Origin of the sequence: Duganella sp. HH101 (assembly GCF_001758795.1) — a bacterium.
Taxonomy (GTDB): domain Bacteria; phylum Pseudomonadota; class Gammaproteobacteria; order Burkholderiales; family Burkholderiaceae_D; genus Rugamonas; species Rugamonas rivuli.
Window position 1 is genome coordinate 251,526 of record NZ_LRON01000003.1, and the last position, 17,918, is coordinate 269,443.

Below are 17,918 nucleotides of genomic sequence, written 5' to 3' on the forward strand. Positions count from 1 at the left end.
TTGCGATAGAGCAATACACGGTCAAGCCGCCCCAACCCTGGAGTCACGAAATGCGCAACAACCAGCCCGTCACCAACCGCGAAGTGGAAGTCCTGGACGACCAGGCCATCGTTTCCAAGACTGACTTAAATGGCAACATTGTCTACGTAAATCCCTACTTTACGCAAATCAGCGGTTACAGCGAGGCCGAGCTGCTGGGTGCGCCGCAGAACATCGTGCGCCATCCGGACATGCCGGCCGACGCCTTCGCCGACCTGTGGAGCTCGATCAAGGGCGGCACGCCGTGGACCGGCATCGTCAAGAACCGCTGCAAGAACGGCGACCACTACTGGGTGCGCGCCAACATCACGCCGATCCGCGACAACGGCAAGACCACCGGCTACATGTCGGTGCGGGTCAAGGCCGAGCGCCAGCAGATCGCCAAGGCCGAACAAGCCTACCGCGCCATCCGCGAAGGCGGCCGCCACGGCATCCGCATCAAGAACGGCCAGGTGATCCAGGCCGGCGCCGGCTCGCTGATGTCGCGCCTGAGCCATGTGTCGCTGGCCATGCGCATCTGGCTGGCCACCAGCGTGGTCAACGTGCTGCAGGTGATCGTCTGCGCCGCCGCGCTGATGAGCGGCGGCGCCAACAACTACCCGATCTTCTTCGCCACCTTCTTCGGCCTGCTGATCAACGTCTTCCTGTGGTACACGCTGCGCGCCTCGGTGCTGCAGCCGCTGGACCGCGCCTTGCAAGGCGCGCGCGCCATCGCCGCCGGCGACCTGTCGGGCTCCTTCGACACCGAGGCCACCGACGAAGTGGGGCAGCTGCTGCGCGCGCTGCAGCAGATGAACAGCAACCTGATCGCCACCATCCGCGACGTCCGCATCAATGTCGAGACCATGGCCGTGGCCACGCGCCAGATCGCCGCCGGCAACGCCGACCTGTCCGGCCGCACCGAGGCGCAGGCCGCCAGCCTGGAGGAGACCGCGTCCAGCGTCGAGCAGTTCTCGTCCACCGTCAAGCAGAACGCCGACAACTCGGCCCAGGCCAACCAGCTGGCGCAGAACGCCTCCACCGTCGCGGTGCAGGGCGGCGAGATCGTCGCCGACGTCATCGCCACCATGGACGAGATCAACGCCTCGTCGCGCCAGATCGTCGACATCATCGGCCTGATCGAAGGCATCGCCTTCCAGACCAACATCCTGGCGCTGAACGCCGCCGTCGAGGCGGCGCGGGCCGGCGAACAGGGCCGCGGCTTCGCCGTGGTGGCTGGCGAGGTGCGCAACCTGGCCCAGCGCAGCGCCACCGCCGCCAAGGACATCAAGAACCTGATCAACGTCTCGGTCGGCAAGGTCAGCGCCGGCATGGTGCAGGTCGACCGCGCCGGCGCCACCATGAAGGAAGTGGTGGCCTCGGTGCAGCAGGTGACGGCCATCATGGAGGAAATCTCGGTCGCCTCGCGCGAGCAGAGCATCGGCGTCGACCAGGTCAACGCCGCCATCGCCCACATGGACCAGGTCACGCAGCAGAACGCCGCGCTGGTCGAGGAAGCGGCCGCCGCCACCGCCAGCCTGGCGCTGGAAGCGGGCGGCCTGACGCAGGCGGTCAGCCTGTTCAAGTTCGGCAGCACCAGCACGGGCACGCGCACGCCGCGTCCCGCGCGTGCCGCCGCCCATCGTCAACAGCCTTTGAAACGCCTGGCAGCATGAACATGAATACCGCCTTCCCCGCCGTGGAATTCGACGCCGAGATCATCGGCAAACTGAGCCAGTCCGGCCCGCGCTACACCTCGTATCCGACCGCGGACCGCTTCCAGCAGGACTTCGGCTACGGCCAGTTCCTGGAAGCGGTGGCCGGCCTGCGCATGCGCCGCAGCCAGCGGCCCTTGTCGCTGTACGTGCACATTCCGTTCTGCGACACCATCTGCTACTACTGCGGCTGCAACAAGATCGTCACCAAGGACCACAGCAAGGCCGCCACCTACCTCGGCTACCTGAAGCAGGAGATCGACATGCAGGGCCGCCTGTTCGCCGGCATGGGCGAGATCGAACAGCTGCACTTCGGCGGCGGCACGCCGACCTACCTGAGCGACCGCCAGATGGGCGACCTGATGACCCACCTGCACGAGAACTTCAGCTTCGTGCCGGACGCGCAGGGCGAGTACTCGATCGAGATCGATCCGCGCACCGTCAGCGTCGAGCGGGTGCACTCGCTGCGCGCGCAAGGCTTCAACCGCATCAGCCTGGGCGTGCAGGACTTCGACCCCGAGGTGCAGAAGGCCGTCAACCGCATCCAGCCGGAAGCGGAAACCCGCGCCGTGATGGACGCCGCGCGCGCCGCCGGCTTCCGCTCGATCAGCATCGACCTGATCTACGGCCTGCCCAAGCAGACCATGGCCAGCATGGAGCGGACGCTGGACAAGGTGATAGACGCCGACCCCGACCGCATCGCGCTGTACAACTACGCCCACCTGCCGCACCTGTTCAAGCCGCAGCGCCGCATCGCCGACGCCGACCTGCCGACCGCCGCCGTCAAGCTCGACCTGCTGGCGCTGTGCATCCGCCGCCTGTGCGCGGCCGGCTATGTCTACATCGGCATGGACCATTTCGCCAAGCCGGACGACGAGCTGGCGGTGGCGCAGCGCCAGGGCCGTTTGCAGCGCAACTTCCAGGGCTATTCGACGCGTGCCGAGGCGGACCTGATCTCGTGCGGCGTCTCGGCCATCAGCGCGGTCGGCGCCACCTACAGCCAGAACGAGAAAACGCTGGAAGCCTATTACGAAAAACTCGACGACGGCAAGCTGCCGGTCACGCGCGGCATCAAGCTCGATACCGACGACCTGCTGCGGCGCATCGTGATCCAGAAACTGATGTGCAATTTCGAGTTGTCGATCTCGTCGATCGAACAGGCCTACCCGATCCGCTTCCCGCTGTACTTCGCGGCCGAGCTGGAAAAGCTCAAGGCCTTCGAGGACGACGGCCTGCTGCAGATCGATCCGCAATGGATCAGCGTGACGCCGAAAGGCCGTCTGCTGATACGCAATATCTGCATGGTGTTCGACCGCTACCTGAGCATGCCGCGCGTCGACGGCCCGCAGCCGCTGCGCTACTCGAAAACCATATGAACGCACCATGAACCTGCTTCAGCTACTGCCGGTGATGGTGGTCGGACTGGCCGGCAGCGTGCACTGCATCGGCATGTGCGGCGGCATCGTCGGCGCGCTGTCGGTCGGCACGGCGGCGCCAGCGCCGATGCGTAGCGTGATTCCTATCGTCGCCATGCCGGCCCCCGCCGGCGCCAGCGCCTTGCCGCGCGTGCTGTCGTACAACGCCGGCCGCATCGCCAGCTACATGGTGGCCGGCGCGCTGGCCGGCGGCCTGGCCGGCGGCGCGCAAAGCCTGTCGGCGCTGGCCGGCGTGCAGCTGCTGTTCTACTGGCTGGCCAACCTGATGCTGGTGGCGCTGGGCCTGTACCTGATGAACGCCTGGCGCGGCCTGGCGCTGCTGGAGCAGGGCGGCCGCGTGCTGTGGCAGCGCGCGCAGCCGGCCATCGCGCCGATGATGAAAACCCTGATGCCGGCCCGGCGCCCGCACCAGGCCTTCGCGCTGGGCGCGCTGTGGGGCTGGCTGCCGTGCGGCATGGTCTACAGCGTGCTGCTGACCGCGATGCTGAGCGGCTCGGCCGGCGACGGCGCCGCCGTCATGCTGGCCTTCGGCCTGGGCACGCTGCCCATGCTGACCGCGCTGGGCCTGGCCGGCGCCCGCCTGCAACGCGTGCTGCAACAGCGCCGCGTGCGCATCGCCTGCGGCCTGCTGGTGTTGGCCTTCGGCGTGCTGGGACTGGCGCGCGCGGCCGGCGGCATCGCGCCAGACTGGATGGACACCTTATGCCTGACACCACATCAATAGACCGCCACACGGCGCCCGGCGCGCAAGCGCACATTTGCTACCACTGCGGCCAGCCGCTGCCGGCCGCCGCCAAGCCCGAATGGCAGGTGCGCATAGCCGGCGTCGACCACGCCATGTGCTGCCCCGGCTGCGCGGCGGTGGCGCAGACCATTGTCGACCTGGGCCAGGCGTCGTACTACCACGAGCGCTCGGCCTTCGCCGCCAGCGCCGAGGGCGCGCAAATGCTGCCGCCGGAACTGCGCCTGTACGACAACGCCGACCCGCGCTTCGCCCTCGATGAAGACAGCCGCGAAACCACGCTGGCGGTCGAAGGCATACGCTGCGCCGCCTGCGTGTGGCTGATCGAACAGCGCCTGGCCAAGCTGCCCGGCGTGCAGAGCGCGCAGCTCAACGTCGCCACCGAACGCCTGTACGTGCGCTGGCGCTCGGCCGATTGCCAGCCCGGCGACATCCTGGCCGCGCTGCACGCGATCGGTTACGCCGCCTATCCCTACGACGCGCAGCGCCACGGCGAACAGCAGCGCCAGGCCGCCAAGACCCTGGGCCGCCAGCTGTTCGTCGCCGGCCTGTCGATGATGCAGGTGATGATGTACGTGGCCCCGGCCTACCTGGCGGACGACGGCACGCTGGACGACAGCATGGCCGCGCTGATGCGCTGGGCCAGCCTGCTGCTGACGGCGCCGGCCATCTGCTATTCGGCGCTGCCGTTCTGGCGCGGCGCCTGGGCCAGCCTGCGCGCCGGCACCTTGGGCATGGACGTGCCGGTGGCGCTGGGCATCGCCGCCGCTTTCGGCGCCAGCGTGCTGGCCACGGTGCGCGGCCACGGCGACGTGTATTTCGATTCGGTGACGATGTTCATCTTCCTGCTGCTGTGCAGCCGCCACCTGGAGCTGCGCGCGCGCCGCAAGGCCGGCGCCGCGCTGGAGCGCCTGCAGCACGCGCTGCCGGCATCGGCCACGCTGCTCGACGACTACCCGGTCAGCCACGCCGCCACCCTGGTGCCGGCCGCCGCGCTGGCGGTGGGCCAGGTCATCATGATCAAGCCCGGCGAGGCGGTGGCGGCCGACTGCGTCATCGTCGACGGCCGCACGCAGCTCGACCTGTCGCTGCTCAGCGGCGAAAGCGCGCCGGTGGCCAAGGACAGCGGCGACGCCCTGCCGGGCGGCGCCATCAACGCCGGCTCGGTGGTGCTGGCGCGCGTGACCCGCATCGCCCAGGACAGCACCTTGTCCAAGCTGGTCAAGCTGGTCGACCGCGCCGGCCGCGACAAGCCGCGCATCGCCCAGTGGGCCGACGACGTCGCCGGCTGGTTCGTGCTGGCGCTGCTGCTGTTCGCGCTGGCCACCTTCGTGTTCTGGTACTGGATGGACGGCGACAGCGCCGCCCGCGCCTGGCCGATCGCCATCGCGGTGCTGGTGGTGTCCTGCCCGTGCGCGCTGTCGCTGGCGACGCCGACCGCGCTGGCCGCCGCCACCGACCGCCTGCTGCGCCAGGGCGTGCTGATCACCGGCCCGCAAACGCTGGAGACGCTGCACCGCGCCACCCACATCGTGTTCGACAAAACCGGCACGCTGACCTTCGGCCGCCCGGCCTTGCAGCAGACCGTGCAACTGGGCCTGATGCAGGCCGACTTCTGCCTGCAAGTGGCGGCCGCGCTGGATGCCGGCAGCGGCCATCCGCTGGCGCGCGCCATCGTCGACGCCGCCGCTGCGGCGCAGGGCGGCGCGCGCGCCGACTGGCAGGCGACGGCGGTCGATGAAATCGCCGGGCGCGGCATCGAAGGCGTGCTGCACAACCGCCTGTACCGCCTGGGCAGCGCCGGCTTCGTCGCCGAACTGAGCGGATCGGCGCCGCCGCATGATGCGGGCCATGGCGTCACGCCGGTCTACCTCGGCGTCGCCGGCCAGTGGCTGGCCTGCTTCCATTTGCGCGACGGCTTGCGGCCCGATGCGCAAGCCACGGTCGACTACTTCCGCCAGGCCGGCAAGACCGTGGTGCTGCTCAGCGGCGACAACGCCGACCTGGCCCGCCAGGTCGGCGACCAGCTCGGCATCAGCACCACCGTGGGCGGCTACCTGCCCGATGAAAAGCTGGCCTTCGTCAAGCGCCTGCAACAGACCGGCGCCGTGGTGGCGATGGTCGGCGACGGCATCAACGACGCCGCCGTGCTGAGCGCGGCCGACGTCTCCTTCGCGATGGGCGCGGGCGCCGCACTGGCGCAAGCCCATGCGGACGCGGTGCTGCTGTGCGGCCGCCTCGGCGCCGTCGCCGACAGCGCCCGCGTGGCGGCGCGCACCATGGGTGTGATCCGCCAGAACCTGGGCTGGGCCAGCGTCTACAACGCGCTGGCGATCCCGGCGGCGGCGGCCGGCCTGCTCAACCCGTGGCTGTCCGGCGTCGGCATGGCGCTCAGTTCCGCCGTGGTGGTGGCCAACGCGCTGCGCCTCAGAAGGGGGACATGATGGAAGCGCTCTACCTGCTCATTCCGCTCAGCGTGGTGCTGGTGTTTGCCGCGCTGTGGGTGTTCTTCCGCGCCTCCGACAGCGGCCAGTTCGACGACCTGGTCGGCCCGGCGCTGCGCGTGCTCCAGGATGATGACAAGCCGCCACTAGAATAGTTTGATCTGGGAAATTTTGATCCACATCAAGGTTTTTTCACTCCCACAAAAGTAACCTTTGATACACATCATTAAAGCGTTCTTGGGAGAACTTCAAGTGGACCTTGCACAGAACTACAACTACAAGATTGTGAAGCAATTCGCAATCGCCACCGTGGTCTGGGGCATCATCGGCATGCTGGTCGGCGTGATTATCGCCGCCCAGCTGGCATGGCCGGCGTTGAACCTGGACATACCATGGTTGACCTACGGCCGCCTGCGGCCCCTGCACACCAACGCGGTGATTTTCGCGTTCGGTATCTGCGGACTTTTCGCGACGTCCTATTACGTCGTGCAGCGCACCTGCCAGGTGCGGCTGTTTTCGGACAAGCTGGCCGCCTTCACCTTCTGGGGCTGGCAAGCGGTGATCGTCAGCGCCGTCGTCACGCTGCCGATGGGCCTGACCCGCGGCAAGGAATACGCCGAGCTGGAATGGCCGATCACGCTGCTGATCGCCGTGGTGTGGATCGCCTACGCGGTGGTGTTCTTCGGCACGCTGCTGACGCGTAAGGTCAAGCACGTCTACGTCGCCAACTGGTTCTTCGCCGGCTACATCATCGCCGTGACGATCCTGCACGTGGTCAACGGCGCCAGCATGCCTGCAACCTTGTTCAAATCCTACTCCGCCTACTCCGGCGTGCAGGACGCCATGATCCAGTGGTGGTACGGCCACAACGCGGTGGGCTTCATCCTGACCGCCGGCTACCTGGGCATGGTCTACTACTTCATCCCGAAACAGGCCGAACGTCCGGTGTACTCGTATCGCCTGTCGATCGTGCACTTCTGGGCGCTGATCTTCACCTATATGTGGGCCGGCCCGCACCACCTGCACTACACCGCGCTGCCGGACTGGACGCAATCGATCGGCATGGTGTTCTCGCTGATCCTGCTGGCGCCAAGCTGGGGCGGCATGATCAACGGCATCATGACCCTGTCGGGCGCCTGGCACAAGCTGCGCACCGACCCCATCCTGAAGTTCATGATCGTCTCGCTGTCGTTCTACGGCATGGCCACCTTCGAAGGCCCGATGATGTCGATCAAGACCGTCAACGCGCTGTCGCACTACACCGACTGGGGCATCGCCCACGTCCACGGCGGCGCACTGGGCTGGGTGGGCTTCATCACCATGGGCTCGATCTACTACCTGCTGCCGCGCCTGGCCGGTCAGCAAAAAATGTATAGCACCAAGCTGATCGACCTGCACTTCTGGGTCGCCACCATCGGCATCGTGCTGTACATCGCCGCGATGTGGATCGCCGGCGTCATGCAGGGCCTGATGTGGCGCGCGGTCAATCCGGACGGCACGCTGACCTACACCTTCGTCGAAGGCGTCAAAGCCACCTACCCGTACTACGTGGTGCGCTTCGCCGGCGGCCTGCTGTACCTGAGCGGCATGTGCGTGATGGGCTACAACACCTGGATGACCTTGCGTAACCGCGAGACCGCCGTGGCGCGCATCCCCGCGCTGACCGCCGGCCACGCCTGATATCGGAGCTGAGTATGAAATTTTCACCGAAGTTTACACATTCGTGGATAGAACAAAATCCCTGGCTGCTGATCGCGCTGGTGACGCTGGTGGTCAGCGTCGGCGGCGCCGTCGAGATCGTGCCGCTGTTCTTCCAGAAGTCCACCACCGAGCCGGTGGCGGGCCTGAAGCCCTACTCGCCGCTGCGCCTGGCGGGCCGCGACATCTATGTGCGCGAAGGCTGCTACAACTGCCACTCGCAGATGGTGCGTCCGTTCCGCGCCGAGACCGAACGCTACGGCCACTACTCGGTCGCCGGCGAGTTCGTCTACGACCGGCCGTTCCAGTGGGGTTCCAAGCGCACCGGGCCGGACCTGGCGCGCGTGGGCGGCCGCTACAGCGATGAATGGCACCGCACCCACCTGGCCAATCCGCGCGACGTGGTGCCCGAGTCGAACATGCCGAACTACCCATGGCTGGCGAAGACCTCGCTGGTGCCGGAATCGATCGTGCCGAAGATGAAGGCGCTCAAGCGCCTGGGCGATCCCTACACCGACGCCGAGATCGCCGCCGCGCCGGAGGAGCTCAAAGACAAGACCGAAGAAGACGCCCTGGTCGCCTATCTGCAAGGCCTGGGCACATTAATCAAGACGAGGAACTAGCATGGCTATCGATACCCTGTTTGATCGCGCCAGCAGCGTGATGACGGTGATTTCCTTCATCACATTTGCCGGCATCCTGTGGTGGGCCTTTATCCACAACAAGGAAGCCGACTTCGCGGCGGCGGCCCAGCTGCCGTTCGACGACGACGAGAAGGAGCACAGCCATGGCTGATTTCACCAACGGTTTCTGGGACATGTACATCGTCGTGCTGACCCTGCTCGGCATCGTCGGCTGCGGCGTGCTGCTGTTCTCGCAATCGAAGATCAAGGGCAAGGCCGGCGAAACCACCGGCCACGTGTGGGACGAGGATTTGAGCGAGCTGAACACGCCGATGCCGCGCTGGTGGATGTGGCTGTTCTACATCACCATCGTCTTCGGCCTGGGCTACCTGGTCCTGTATCCCGGCCTGGGCAGCTATGCCGGCAAGCTGGGCTGGAAATCCTCGGGCCAGTACCAGGCCGAGCTCAAGCAGGCCGAGGCCGACTACGGCCCGCTGTTCGCGCAATACCAGAAGCAGGACCTGAAGCAGGTGGCGGCCGATCCCAAGGCCCACGCCATCGGCGAGCGCCTGTTCCTGACCTACTGCGCGCAGTGCCACGGCTCCGATGCGCGCGGCAACAAGGGCTTCCCCAACCTGACCGACAAGGACTGGCTGTTCGGCGGCGCCCCCGAGACCATCAAGGAAACCATCCTGCACGGCCGCACCGGCGTGATGCCGGCCATGGGCGCCGCGCTGGGTTCGGACAAGGATGTGGAAAACGTCGCCCATTACGTGCTGAGCCTGTCCGGCTCGACCGCCGATCCGATCAAGGCGGTGTTCGGCAAGGACAAGTTCGGCGCCTGCATGGCTTGCCATAGCGCGAGCGGCACCGGCAACCAGGCCCTCGGCGCACCGAATCTGACCGACAAGATCTGGCTGTTCGGCGGCAGCGCCGAGACCATCATGGAAACCATCCGCAAGGGCCGCAGCACCACCATGCCGGCGTTCGCGGACTTCCTCGGCGACGCCAAGGTGCACGTGCTGGCCGCCTATGTGTGGAGCTTGTCGAACGACGTCAACCATGTTGAACCCTCACCGGTCGCGGCGGCGACAGACACCGCCACGGCAGCAAAATGAACGATCCTGCACCACAAGTCATCAAGATGTATGCGGCGCGCGAGGAAATCTATCCGCGCGAAACCTCGGGCCGCTACGCCCGCCTGCGCTGGCTGTGCCTGTGGCTGACGCAGCTGGCCTTCTACTGCACGCCGTGGATGCAGTGGAACGGACGCCAGGCCCTGCTGTTCGACCTGGCGGCGCGCAAGTTCTACATCTTCGGCCTGGTCTTGTGGCCGCAGGACTTCATCTACCTGGCGGCGCTGCTGATCATCTGCGCCTATTTGCTGTTCCTCGCCACGGCGGTGGCGGGGCGGGTGTGGTGCGGCTTCGCCTGTCCGCAAACGGTGTACACCGAAATCTTCCTGTGGATAGAACGCAAGATCGAAGGCAAGCGCAGCGCCCGCATGGCGCTGGACCGGCAGCCGATGTCGGCCGCCAAGTTCGGCAAGAAAAGCGCCAAGCACCTGGCCTGGGGCGCGGTGGCGCTGTGGACCGGCTTCACCTTCGTCGGCTACTTCACGCCGATCAAGCTGCTGGGCAACGAGGTGCTGACCTTGAGCTTCGGCCCGTGGGAATGGTTCTGGGTGGTGTTCTACAGCCTGGCCACCTACGGCAACGCCGGCTGGCTGCGCGAGCAGGTGTGCAAGTACATGTGCCCGTACGCCCGCTTCCAGAGCTCGATGTTCGACCGCGACACGCTGATCATCACCTACGACGGCGAACGCGGCGAACCGCGCGCGCCGCTCAACAAGCGCGATGTAGTCAACGGCGGCTCGTGCATCGACTGCAGCCTGTGCGTGCAGGTGTGCCCGACCGGCATCGATATCCGCAAGGGCTTGCAGTACGAGTGCATCGGCTGCGCCGCCTGCGTCGACGCCTGCAACGGCGTGATGGACAAGATCGGCCAGCCGCGCGGCCTGATACGCTACAGCACCGAGCGGGCGCTGCTGATGCACTACACGCCGACCGAGATCCGCCAGCGCACGCTGCGGCCGCGGGTGAAGATCTACGCCGGCATCCTGGCGCTGATCGTGGCGGCGGTCGGCATCGCGCTGTGGCTGCGCACGCCGCTCAAGCTGGACGTGATACGCGACCGCGGCGCCATGGGGCGCGAGGTCGAGGAGGGCATGATCGAAAACGTCTACCGCCTGCAGATCATGAACACGACCGAGCAGGCGCACACCTACCGCATCCGCGTCGGCGGCCTGCCCACGCTGTCGCAGGTGACGCCGGAAGAGGTGCGGGTGGAAGGCACCGAGACCAAGGCCTATCCGATCCGCCTGCGCACCGAGCACGGCGCCGGCCAGCCGGGCTCGAACAAGATCGAAATCGAACTGACCGCAGTCGACCAGCCGTCGCTGCATGTGAAGGAACACGCGGTATTTTTCGTGCCGCGCTAAGGAGAGCAAGATGAGCGTATCGATGATGGCGCAAGCGCCGGCGACGCCGTGGTGGAAGCAGCGCTGGCCGTGGCTGCTGATGCTCGGCCCGGCCGTGGTGGTGGTGGCCGGCAGCTATACCGGCTACCTGGCCTGGTCGCAGCAGGACGCGCTGGTGGTGGGCGACTACTACAAGCAGGGCAAGGCCATCAACCAGGACTTGCGGCGCGACCGCCTGGCCTCGACGCTGGGCCTGTCGATGTCGCTGGGCTACGACGCCACCACCGGCACGCTGAACGGCCAGCTGCGGCGCAATAGCAGCGACCAGGGCCGGAGCGAGCGGCTGTTCGTCCACCTGTCGCATGCGACGCTGCCGGAGAAGGATATCCAGCTGGTGGTGCAGCCGGACGAGTTCGGCGCGTTCCAGATCAATCTGCCGATGCTGGAGCGCAGCCGCTGGGTGGTGCTGGTGGAGGGCGAGCAGCGCGACTGGCGGCTGGCCGGCGCGTGGACCTGGCCGGCGCAGCGCCAAGTGACGCTGCAGGCCGACAACTAATCAGGCGCAGGTCTGCATGCCGGCGGTGATGGCTTTCAGCGTCGGCACGTCGAGCAATTCGATTTCGCGGTTGCTCACGCGCAGCAGGCTTTCCTTCTTGAACTTGGACAGCAGGCGGCTGATGCTCTCGATCGTCAGCCCCAGGTAGTTGCCGATTTCCTCGCGCGACATGCGCAGCTGGAAGGTGTTGGGCGAGTAGCCGCGCGCCTCGTAGCGCGACGACAGGTTGATCAGGAAGGCGGCAAAACGCTGGGTCGCCTGCATATTCCCCAGCAACAGCATCACGCTTTGCTCGCGCGTGATTTCCTGGCTCATCATGCGGTGGAAGTGGCGCAGCAGCGTCGGCATATCGGCCAGCAGTTGTTGCAGGCTGCCGAATGGAATCTCGCACACCTCGCTGTCTTCCAGCGCCACGGCGGTGCAATGGTGCAGGTCGGTGCTGATGGCGTCCATGCCCAGCAGTTCGCCGGCCATCTGGAAGCCGGTGATCTGTTCGGCGCCCTCGCGGTTGACCTGGTAGGTCTTGAAATGGCCCAGGCGTATCGCAAACAGGCTCTGGAAGGGATCGCCGATGCGGAACAGCGTGGCGCCGCGCGCCACTTTACGCCGGCGGCCTATGATCTGGTCGAGCCGGTCCATATCGTTGTTGTCCAGCCCCATGGGCAAACACAGTTGGTGCATGCTGCAGGTCGCACAACTGGCCTTGAGGATCTCGATGGTGGCGCTGGGCAGGACCAGCTCTGGAAGTTCTCGTATCATGCAGCCAGTGTAGACCATTTGTCGTCATCTGTGGTCGATGCCGCAGTCATCCGATCAAGTATTCGCGCGCCATTTTCCTTGCACGATGCAAGCGGCTCTTGACCGCCGCGCTGCTGTCGCCCACTTCGGCGGCGATTTCGGCGATCGACAGCTCGGCGAAGTCGCGCAGCAGCACCACCTGCAGATAATCGGCCGGCAGCGATTCCAGCGCGTTGACCAGCTCCAGCCGCAGGCCGGCCGTGTCTTGGCTGGCCAGCCACTGCTCGGCGCGCTCGTCGTCCCACGGATCGTGGCCCAGCGCCATGCGGCCGAGGCGGTGGCACTCGCGCTTGACGACCTGGAACAGCCAGCCGGAAAACGCCGCCAGCAGGCGCACCGACGACAGCCGCCGCGACAGCACCAGCAAGGCTTCCTGCACGGCGTCGTCGACGTCGCCGATCAGGCAGTTGCGCTGGGCGTAGCGGCGGATGTCGGGCTGGCACAGCCGCAGCAGCTGCGCCAGCGCCGCCGGATCGCCGCGGTGGGCGGCGTCCAGCACGGGGAGATGGTGTGCCGCCAGTGTCATGGATTTCCGTTATGTTGGGCAGCCTGCGCCTTGTCCAGCCGGCGGCCGACCAGCGCGCACATCGGGCAAAAGCCGAACAGGCCGGAGCCGACGATGCCCGCCGCCGACGCCGCCAGCGCCATGCCCCACATGCCGCCCAGCACGACTATGCCTATCCAGACGGCGATCAGGCCGGCCACCACGCGCAGCGCGCGCTCCCAGTTTGGTACATTTTTCACATAGAACATAGTGCACTCCAATTCGTCGCAGAGGAAGTCCCTCGGCTGCTAAGAGGGCGGCCGGCGCGGTTTGGATTCGCGCTGCGGATGAATTATCACAAAATATTTAGAATTTTTATCTTGCACGCGATTAAATTGCGAGCTATAGTTCAACACATCAAGTAGCACACTATTTGATCGCCAACTACCCAACTGAAAGAAAACATCATGAAACGCACCCTGATCGCTACCGCACTGCTGGCTTCCGCATTCGCCGCCCAGGCCGCCGCCCCGGCCGCCGACACCACCGTCGTCCTGGTCCACGGCGCGTTCGCCGATGGTTCCAGCTGGGACAAGGTCATTCCGCTGCTGCAGGCCAAGGGCTTGAAAGTGGTGGCCGTGCAGAACCCATTGAGCTCGCTGGCCGACGACGTCGCCGCCACCCAGCGCGTGGTCGATGCGCAAACCGGCAAGGTGGTGCTGGTCGGCCACTCGTGGGGCGGCACCGTCATCACCCAGGCCGGCACCAGCGATAAAATCAAGGCCCTGGTCTATGTGGCCGCGTTCGCGCCGTCCGAAGGCGAGGCCACCGCCAACCTGGGCAAGGACTACGCCGTGCCGCCCGGCATCGCCACCCTGCAGGCCGACGCCGCCGGCTACCTGTGGCTTCCTGCCGACTCGGTCGCCAAGAACTTCGCCCAGGACGTGCCGCCGGCCACCGCCGCGCTGATCGCCGCCACCCAGGGCCCGATCAACGCCAAGGCCTTCGGCGACGCCACCACCGTGGCCGCGTGGAAAACCAAGCCCAACTACTACATCGCCGCCGCCAACGACCGCATGATCGCGCCGGCGCTGCAGCAAGCCTTCGCCAGGAAGCTCAACGCCACCACCGTCACGCTGAAAACCAGCCATGTGCCCATGGTTTCGCAGCCGGCCAAGGTCGCCGAGGTGATCATCGCCGCCGCCCAGCGTTAATCCTGTTGCCAAGGCCGGGCTTTGATAGGAGAATTTGCTGGCATTTTCATATTTTTTTCCAATCCCGCCCGGCCTCGCCTACTAAGGATGAAATGAAGTCACTTGGCATCAAGGCAAAAGTTGCGCTGGCCACCAGCATCACCTCGGTTCTGATGATCGCGCTGGTGACGGTGGTGCAAACCCATCGCATGCAGGACGACTTCACCAGGGTGCTGTTCACGCAGCAGACGGCGCTGATCAACCGCACGGCCGAGGAGCTCGACGACAAGCTGTTGATGCTGCTCGATATCATCGCCGTGTCGGCGCGCAACACGCCGGCCGCCATCGCCCGCAACCCCGGCCAACTGCGCACCTACTACCAGGACCGCGCCGTGCTGGCGCTGTTCGACGACCTGCTGGTGATCAACCCCGAGGGCATGGTGATCGCCGACCTGCCCGAAGTGCCGGGCCGCGCCGGCATCGACGCCTCCGACCGCGCCTACTTCAAGACCGTGATGCGCGCCCGCAAGCCGCTGATCACCGAGCCGCTGATCGGCCGCGCCGGCAAGCAGCCCATCGTGCAGATGGTGGCGCCGGTGCTGGACGCCAACGGCGAGGTGGTGTGCCTGCTGGTCGGCGTGCTGCGGCTGTACAAGGACAATCTGCTGGGCCACCTGCGCAACGCCAAGGTCGGCCGCACCGGCTACTACTTCGCGCTGACCCGCGGCCCGCAGCCGGTGTACGTGCTGCATCCCGAACTGGGCCGCCTGCTCAAGCCGCGCCAGCCCAACGCCAACCCCGCCACCACCCAGGCGCTGGAGCAGGACTTCGAAGGCACGGTCGACAGCGTCAACGGCGCCGGCAAGCGCACCCTCAACAGCTACAAGGCGCTGAAGTCGGTGGACTGGGTGCTGGCCGCCTCGCTGCCGGCCGAGGAAGCGTTCGAACCCTTCAACGGCGTGCTGTACCGGCTGCTGCTGTGGGGCGGCCTGGCCTCGCTGGCGGCCGCCGCGCTGATCGGCTGGCTGACGCTGCGCCTGCTGGCGCCGCTGATACGGCTGCGCGACGCCATCGTCGCCCTGCGCGACAACCCCGGCCGCTTCACGCCGCTGCCCACCCAGGGACAGGACGAGGTCGGCCAGCTGACCACCGCCTTCAACGAACTGATGCACGAACGCCTGGCGGCCGACGCACGCCTGCAAAGCCTGGTCGAGTTCGCGCCCAACGCCATCGTCGTGGTCGGCGTCGATGGCCGCATCGAAACCTTCAACCGCGAAGGCGAGCGCTATTTCGGCTACCAACGCGACGCCGTGCTGGGCCAGCCGCTGGAAATGCTGGTGCCGGAACGCCTGCGCGGCCAGCACGCCGGCCACCGCGTCAAATTCTTTGCCGAGCGCCTCAGCGCCGAGCCGGTGCGCATGGGCGACGGCACCGTGCTGTACGGCTTGCGCCGGGATGGCAGCGAGTTCCCGGTCGAGATCAACCTGAGCGCGGTGCGCACCGACCAGGGCACGAAAGTGCTGGCGGTGATTTCCGACATCACCGAGCGCCACCGGCTGCGGCTGGAAGTGGAGGCGCGCGCCGAGGAGCTGGAGCGCGAGCGCGACCGCGCCGAGGCGGCCAACCGCGCCAAGAGCGAGTTCGTGGCCAATATGAGCCATGAGATCCGCACGCCGATGAACGCCGTGCTGGGCATGGTCTACCTGCTCGGCAATACGCCGCTGACGCCGCAGCAGCGCAAATACCTGAGCATGGTGCGGGTGTCGGGCCAGTCGCTGCTGGGCATCCTCAACGACGTGCTGGATTTCTCCAAGATCGAGGCCCGCCACATGGAACTGTCGCCGGTGGACTTCGCGCTGGACGACACCATGAACTCGCTGGCGACCTTGATGACCATGAACGCCAGCGACAAGGAGCTGGAGCTGGCGATCAGCGTCGACCCGGCCGTGCCGCGCCACCTGCGCGGCGATTCCATGCGGCTGCAGCAAGTCCTGGTCAACCTGGCCGGCAACGCCATCAAGTTCACCGAGCAGGGCGAGGTGGTGGTCAGCGTCGAGCTCAGCGCGCGCGACGAGGACCACGCGCTGCTGCGCTTCGAGGTGCGCGACACCGGCATGGGCATGACCGAGACCCAGCTGGGGCAATTGTTCCAGGCCTTCTCGCAGGGCGACCAGAGCATCACGCGGCGCTTCGGCGGCACCGGCCTGGGCCTGGCCATCACCAAGCGTTTGATCGAGCTGATGGGCGGGCAGATCGCCGTCAGCAGCACCCAGGGGCGCGGCACTTCCTTCTGGTTCAGCCTGCCGTTCGACGTGTTGCCGGAGCTGCCGGACGAGCGCCGCAAGCCGGCGCTGGGCAATCTGCGCCTGCTGGTGGCCGACGACAACCGCACCAGCCGCGAAGTGATCGCCAAGCTGATACGGGCCTGGGGCTGGCATGCGGACGAGGTCGATTCCGGCGCGGCCGCGCTGCACCGCTACCGCCAGAGCCAGCAGTCGAACCAGACCTACGACGTGGTGCTGGCCGACTGGCACATGCCCGGCATGGACGGGCTGGCCACGGCCAAGGGCATCCGCGAGGCGGCGGCCGGCAACAAGCAGCCCATCGTGGTGATGGTCAACGCCTTCGCCCGCGACCATGTGGAGGAAATCTCCAACGCGCCGGAGGCCGACGTGGTGCTGGTCAAGCCCATCACCAGTTCCAACCTGTTCGACGCGCTGCACCAAGCGCTGGTCGCCAAGAGCGACGGCCAGCCGCAGCCGGTGGCCGACGCCAGCATCGCCGGCAGCCTGGCCGGCCGCCACTTCCTGCTGGTGGAAGACAATGCGCTGAACCAGGTGGTGGCGCGCGGCATCCTCGAACACGCGGGCGCGACGCTGGACGTGGTCGGCGACGGCCGCCAGGCGGTCGAGCGCCTGCGCGCCGGCGCCAGCCGCTACGACCTGGTGCTGATGGACATGCAGATGCCGGTGATGGACGGCTTCACCGCCACCCGCATCCTGCGCGAGCAGCTGCGCCTGGACTTGCCCATCATCGCGATGACGGCGGGCGTGCTCGGTTCCGAGCGCCACCGCAGCCAGGAGGCCGGCATCACCGATTTCATCCCCAAGCCGATCGAAGTCGAGGAAATGCTGGAGGTGCTGCTGCGCCACCTGCCTGCCCCCGCTCCTGCGCCTGTCCCCGCGCCGGCCGCGCCGGCGGCAACAGCCGCCGAGGACGACCTGCTGGCCGCCATGGCCGCCGCCGCCGCGCCGGTGCCGGCGCCGATGCCGGAACCGGTGCTGGTCAAGCCCGCCGCGGCGGCCATGCCGGCCGGCGAAGCCAGCATCTTCAACATGGATGCGCTGATGCGGGTGATGGGCAAGGACGCCAAGGGACGCGCCGTGATGGCCAAGATGGTGCGCGGCGCCGTCGACACCGGCATGACGCCGGTGGAGGAGGCCGGCGCGGCGCTGCAGGAAGGGCGGCTGCGCGACGCCGCCCGCCTGTTCCACAGCCTGCGCGGCGCCGTCGGCGTGCTGGGCGCCAAGCGCCTGATCCAGGCCACCGTGGACGCCGAGAACGCCATCAACGAACAGCGCGACGAAGAACTGGCGCAGCGCTACCAGACCGTCTGCGACGAGCTGGAGCTGACGTTGGCCCAGGCCCGCGCCTGGCTGGAACGCGAACAGCTGTAATCCCCCTCCATCTTTACATTTGTCACCATCAGCGCCCCCGGCCACGGCCCGGGGC

At 66.9% G+C, this 17,918-nt stretch carries 16 protein-coding genes; 13 read left to right on the forward strand and 3 right to left on the reverse strand.

Annotation, left to right across the window (positions count from 1 at the left end):
• Positions 1-50 precede the first annotated feature (50 nt).
• From DUGA2_RS06255 to DUGA2_RS06305, 11 genes are all read left to right on the forward strand, one after another.
• Positions 51-1,694 (forward strand): PAS domain-containing methyl-accepting chemotaxis protein, encoded by a 1,644-nt coding sequence (locus DUGA2_RS06255; protein ID WP_070267995.1) that lies wholly within the window; start codon positions 51-53, stop codon positions 1,692-1,694.
• On the forward strand, positions 1,691-3,109 hold the full coding sequence (gene hemN / locus DUGA2_RS06260; protein WP_141753203.1) for an oxygen-independent coproporphyrinogen III oxidase: 1,419 nt from the start codon (positions 1,691-1,693) through the stop codon (positions 3,107-3,109). Before DUGA2_RS06255 ends, hemN begins: the two co-directional genes overlap by 4 nt.
• Before the next feature lie 7 nt (positions 3,110-3,116).
• Positions 3,117-3,893 carry a sulfite exporter TauE/SafE family protein gene (locus tag DUGA2_RS06265; RefSeq protein WP_070267997.1) on the forward strand — a complete coding sequence of 259 codons (777 nt, stop codon included), beginning with the start codon at positions 3,117-3,119 and terminating at the stop codon, positions 3,891-3,893.
• Entirely contained in the window at positions 3,872-6,355 is a 2,484-nt protein-coding gene (locus DUGA2_RS06270) for a heavy metal translocating P-type ATPase (RefSeq protein WP_070267998.1), read from the forward strand. The genes DUGA2_RS06265 and DUGA2_RS06270 overlap by 22 nt, the downstream gene beginning before the upstream one ends.
• Positions 6,355-6,510, forward strand: coding sequence for a cbb3-type cytochrome oxidase assembly protein CcoS (gene ccoS / locus DUGA2_RS06275; RefSeq protein ID WP_070268353.1), 156 nt, complete (start codon positions 6,355-6,357; stop codon positions 6,508-6,510). Before DUGA2_RS06270 ends, ccoS begins: the two co-directional genes overlap by 1 nt.
• 97 nt (positions 6,511-6,607) lie before the next feature.
• Complete coding sequence (ccoN, locus tag DUGA2_RS06280) at positions 6,608-8,035, forward strand: cytochrome-c oxidase, cbb3-type subunit I (RefSeq protein WP_008443253.1); 1,428 nt, start codon at positions 6,608-6,610, stop codon at positions 8,033-8,035.
• A 14-nt stretch (positions 8,036-8,049) separates the two neighbouring features.
• The gene (ccoO, locus tag DUGA2_RS06285; RefSeq protein WP_070268000.1) at positions 8,050-8,676 is read left to right on the forward strand and encodes a cytochrome-c oxidase, cbb3-type subunit II; all 627 of its coding nucleotides are present in this window, start codon (positions 8,050-8,052) and stop codon (positions 8,674-8,676) included.
• Between the two features lies 1 nt (position 8,677).
• A complete protein-coding gene (locus DUGA2_RS06290) occupies positions 8,678-8,848 on the forward strand; it encodes a cbb3-type cytochrome c oxidase subunit 3 (protein ID WP_070268002.1) in 171 nt (56 codons plus the stop codon).
• Positions 8,841-9,794 (forward strand): cytochrome-c oxidase, cbb3-type subunit III, encoded by a 954-nt coding sequence (gene ccoP, locus DUGA2_RS06295; RefSeq protein ID WP_070268003.1) that lies wholly within the window; start codon positions 8,841-8,843, stop codon positions 9,792-9,794. Before DUGA2_RS06290 ends, ccoP begins: the two co-directional genes overlap by 8 nt.
• Positions 9,791-11,176 carry a cytochrome c oxidase accessory protein CcoG gene (gene ccoG, locus DUGA2_RS06300; RefSeq protein WP_070268005.1) on the forward strand — a complete coding sequence of 462 codons (1,386 nt, stop codon included), beginning with the start codon at positions 9,791-9,793 and terminating at the stop codon, positions 11,174-11,176. The genes ccoP and ccoG overlap by 4 nt, the downstream gene beginning before the upstream one ends.
• 10 nt (positions 11,177-11,186) lie before the next feature.
• Positions 11,187-11,711, forward strand: coding sequence for a FixH family protein (locus DUGA2_RS06305; protein ID WP_070268007.1), 525 nt, complete (start codon positions 11,187-11,189; stop codon positions 11,709-11,711).
• On the opposite strand, the gene fnr is transcribed toward DUGA2_RS06305, so the two are convergent.
• From fnr to DUGA2_RS06320, 3 genes are read right to left on the reverse strand one after another with little or no spacing between them, the layout of a single operon-like run.
• On the reverse strand, positions 11,712-12,470 hold the full coding sequence (fnr, locus tag DUGA2_RS06310) for a fumarate/nitrate reduction transcriptional regulator Fnr (RefSeq protein ID WP_070268356.1): 759 nt from the start codon (positions 12,468-12,470) through the stop codon (positions 11,712-11,714).
• A 46-nt stretch (positions 12,471-12,516) separates the two neighbouring features.
• Positions 12,517-13,035: an RNA polymerase sigma factor gene (locus DUGA2_RS06315; RefSeq protein WP_070268008.1), complete on the reverse strand. Its 519-nt coding sequence runs from the start codon at positions 13,033-13,035 to the stop codon at positions 12,517-12,519.
• Positions 13,032-13,262: a DUF2892 domain-containing protein gene (locus tag DUGA2_RS06320; protein WP_070268010.1), complete on the reverse strand. Its 231-nt coding sequence runs from the start codon at positions 13,260-13,262 to the stop codon at positions 13,032-13,034. Before DUGA2_RS06320 ends, DUGA2_RS06315 begins: the two co-directional genes overlap by 4 nt.
• 198 nt (positions 13,263-13,460) lie before the next feature.
• Here DUGA2_RS06320 and DUGA2_RS06325 point away from each other — a divergent pair, with 198 nt between their 5' ends.
• Together DUGA2_RS06325 and DUGA2_RS06330 are read left to right on the forward strand one after the other, a co-directional pair.
• On the forward strand, positions 13,461-14,207 hold the full coding sequence (locus tag DUGA2_RS06325) for an alpha/beta fold hydrolase (protein WP_070268011.1): 747 nt from the start codon (positions 13,461-13,463) through the stop codon (positions 14,205-14,207).
• A gap of 92 nt (positions 14,208-14,299) precedes the next feature.
• Complete coding sequence (locus DUGA2_RS06330) at positions 14,300-17,863, forward strand: response regulator (RefSeq protein WP_070268013.1); 3,564 nt, start codon at positions 14,300-14,302, stop codon at positions 17,861-17,863.
• The last annotated feature ends 55 nt before the right edge of the window (positions 17,864-17,918 follow it).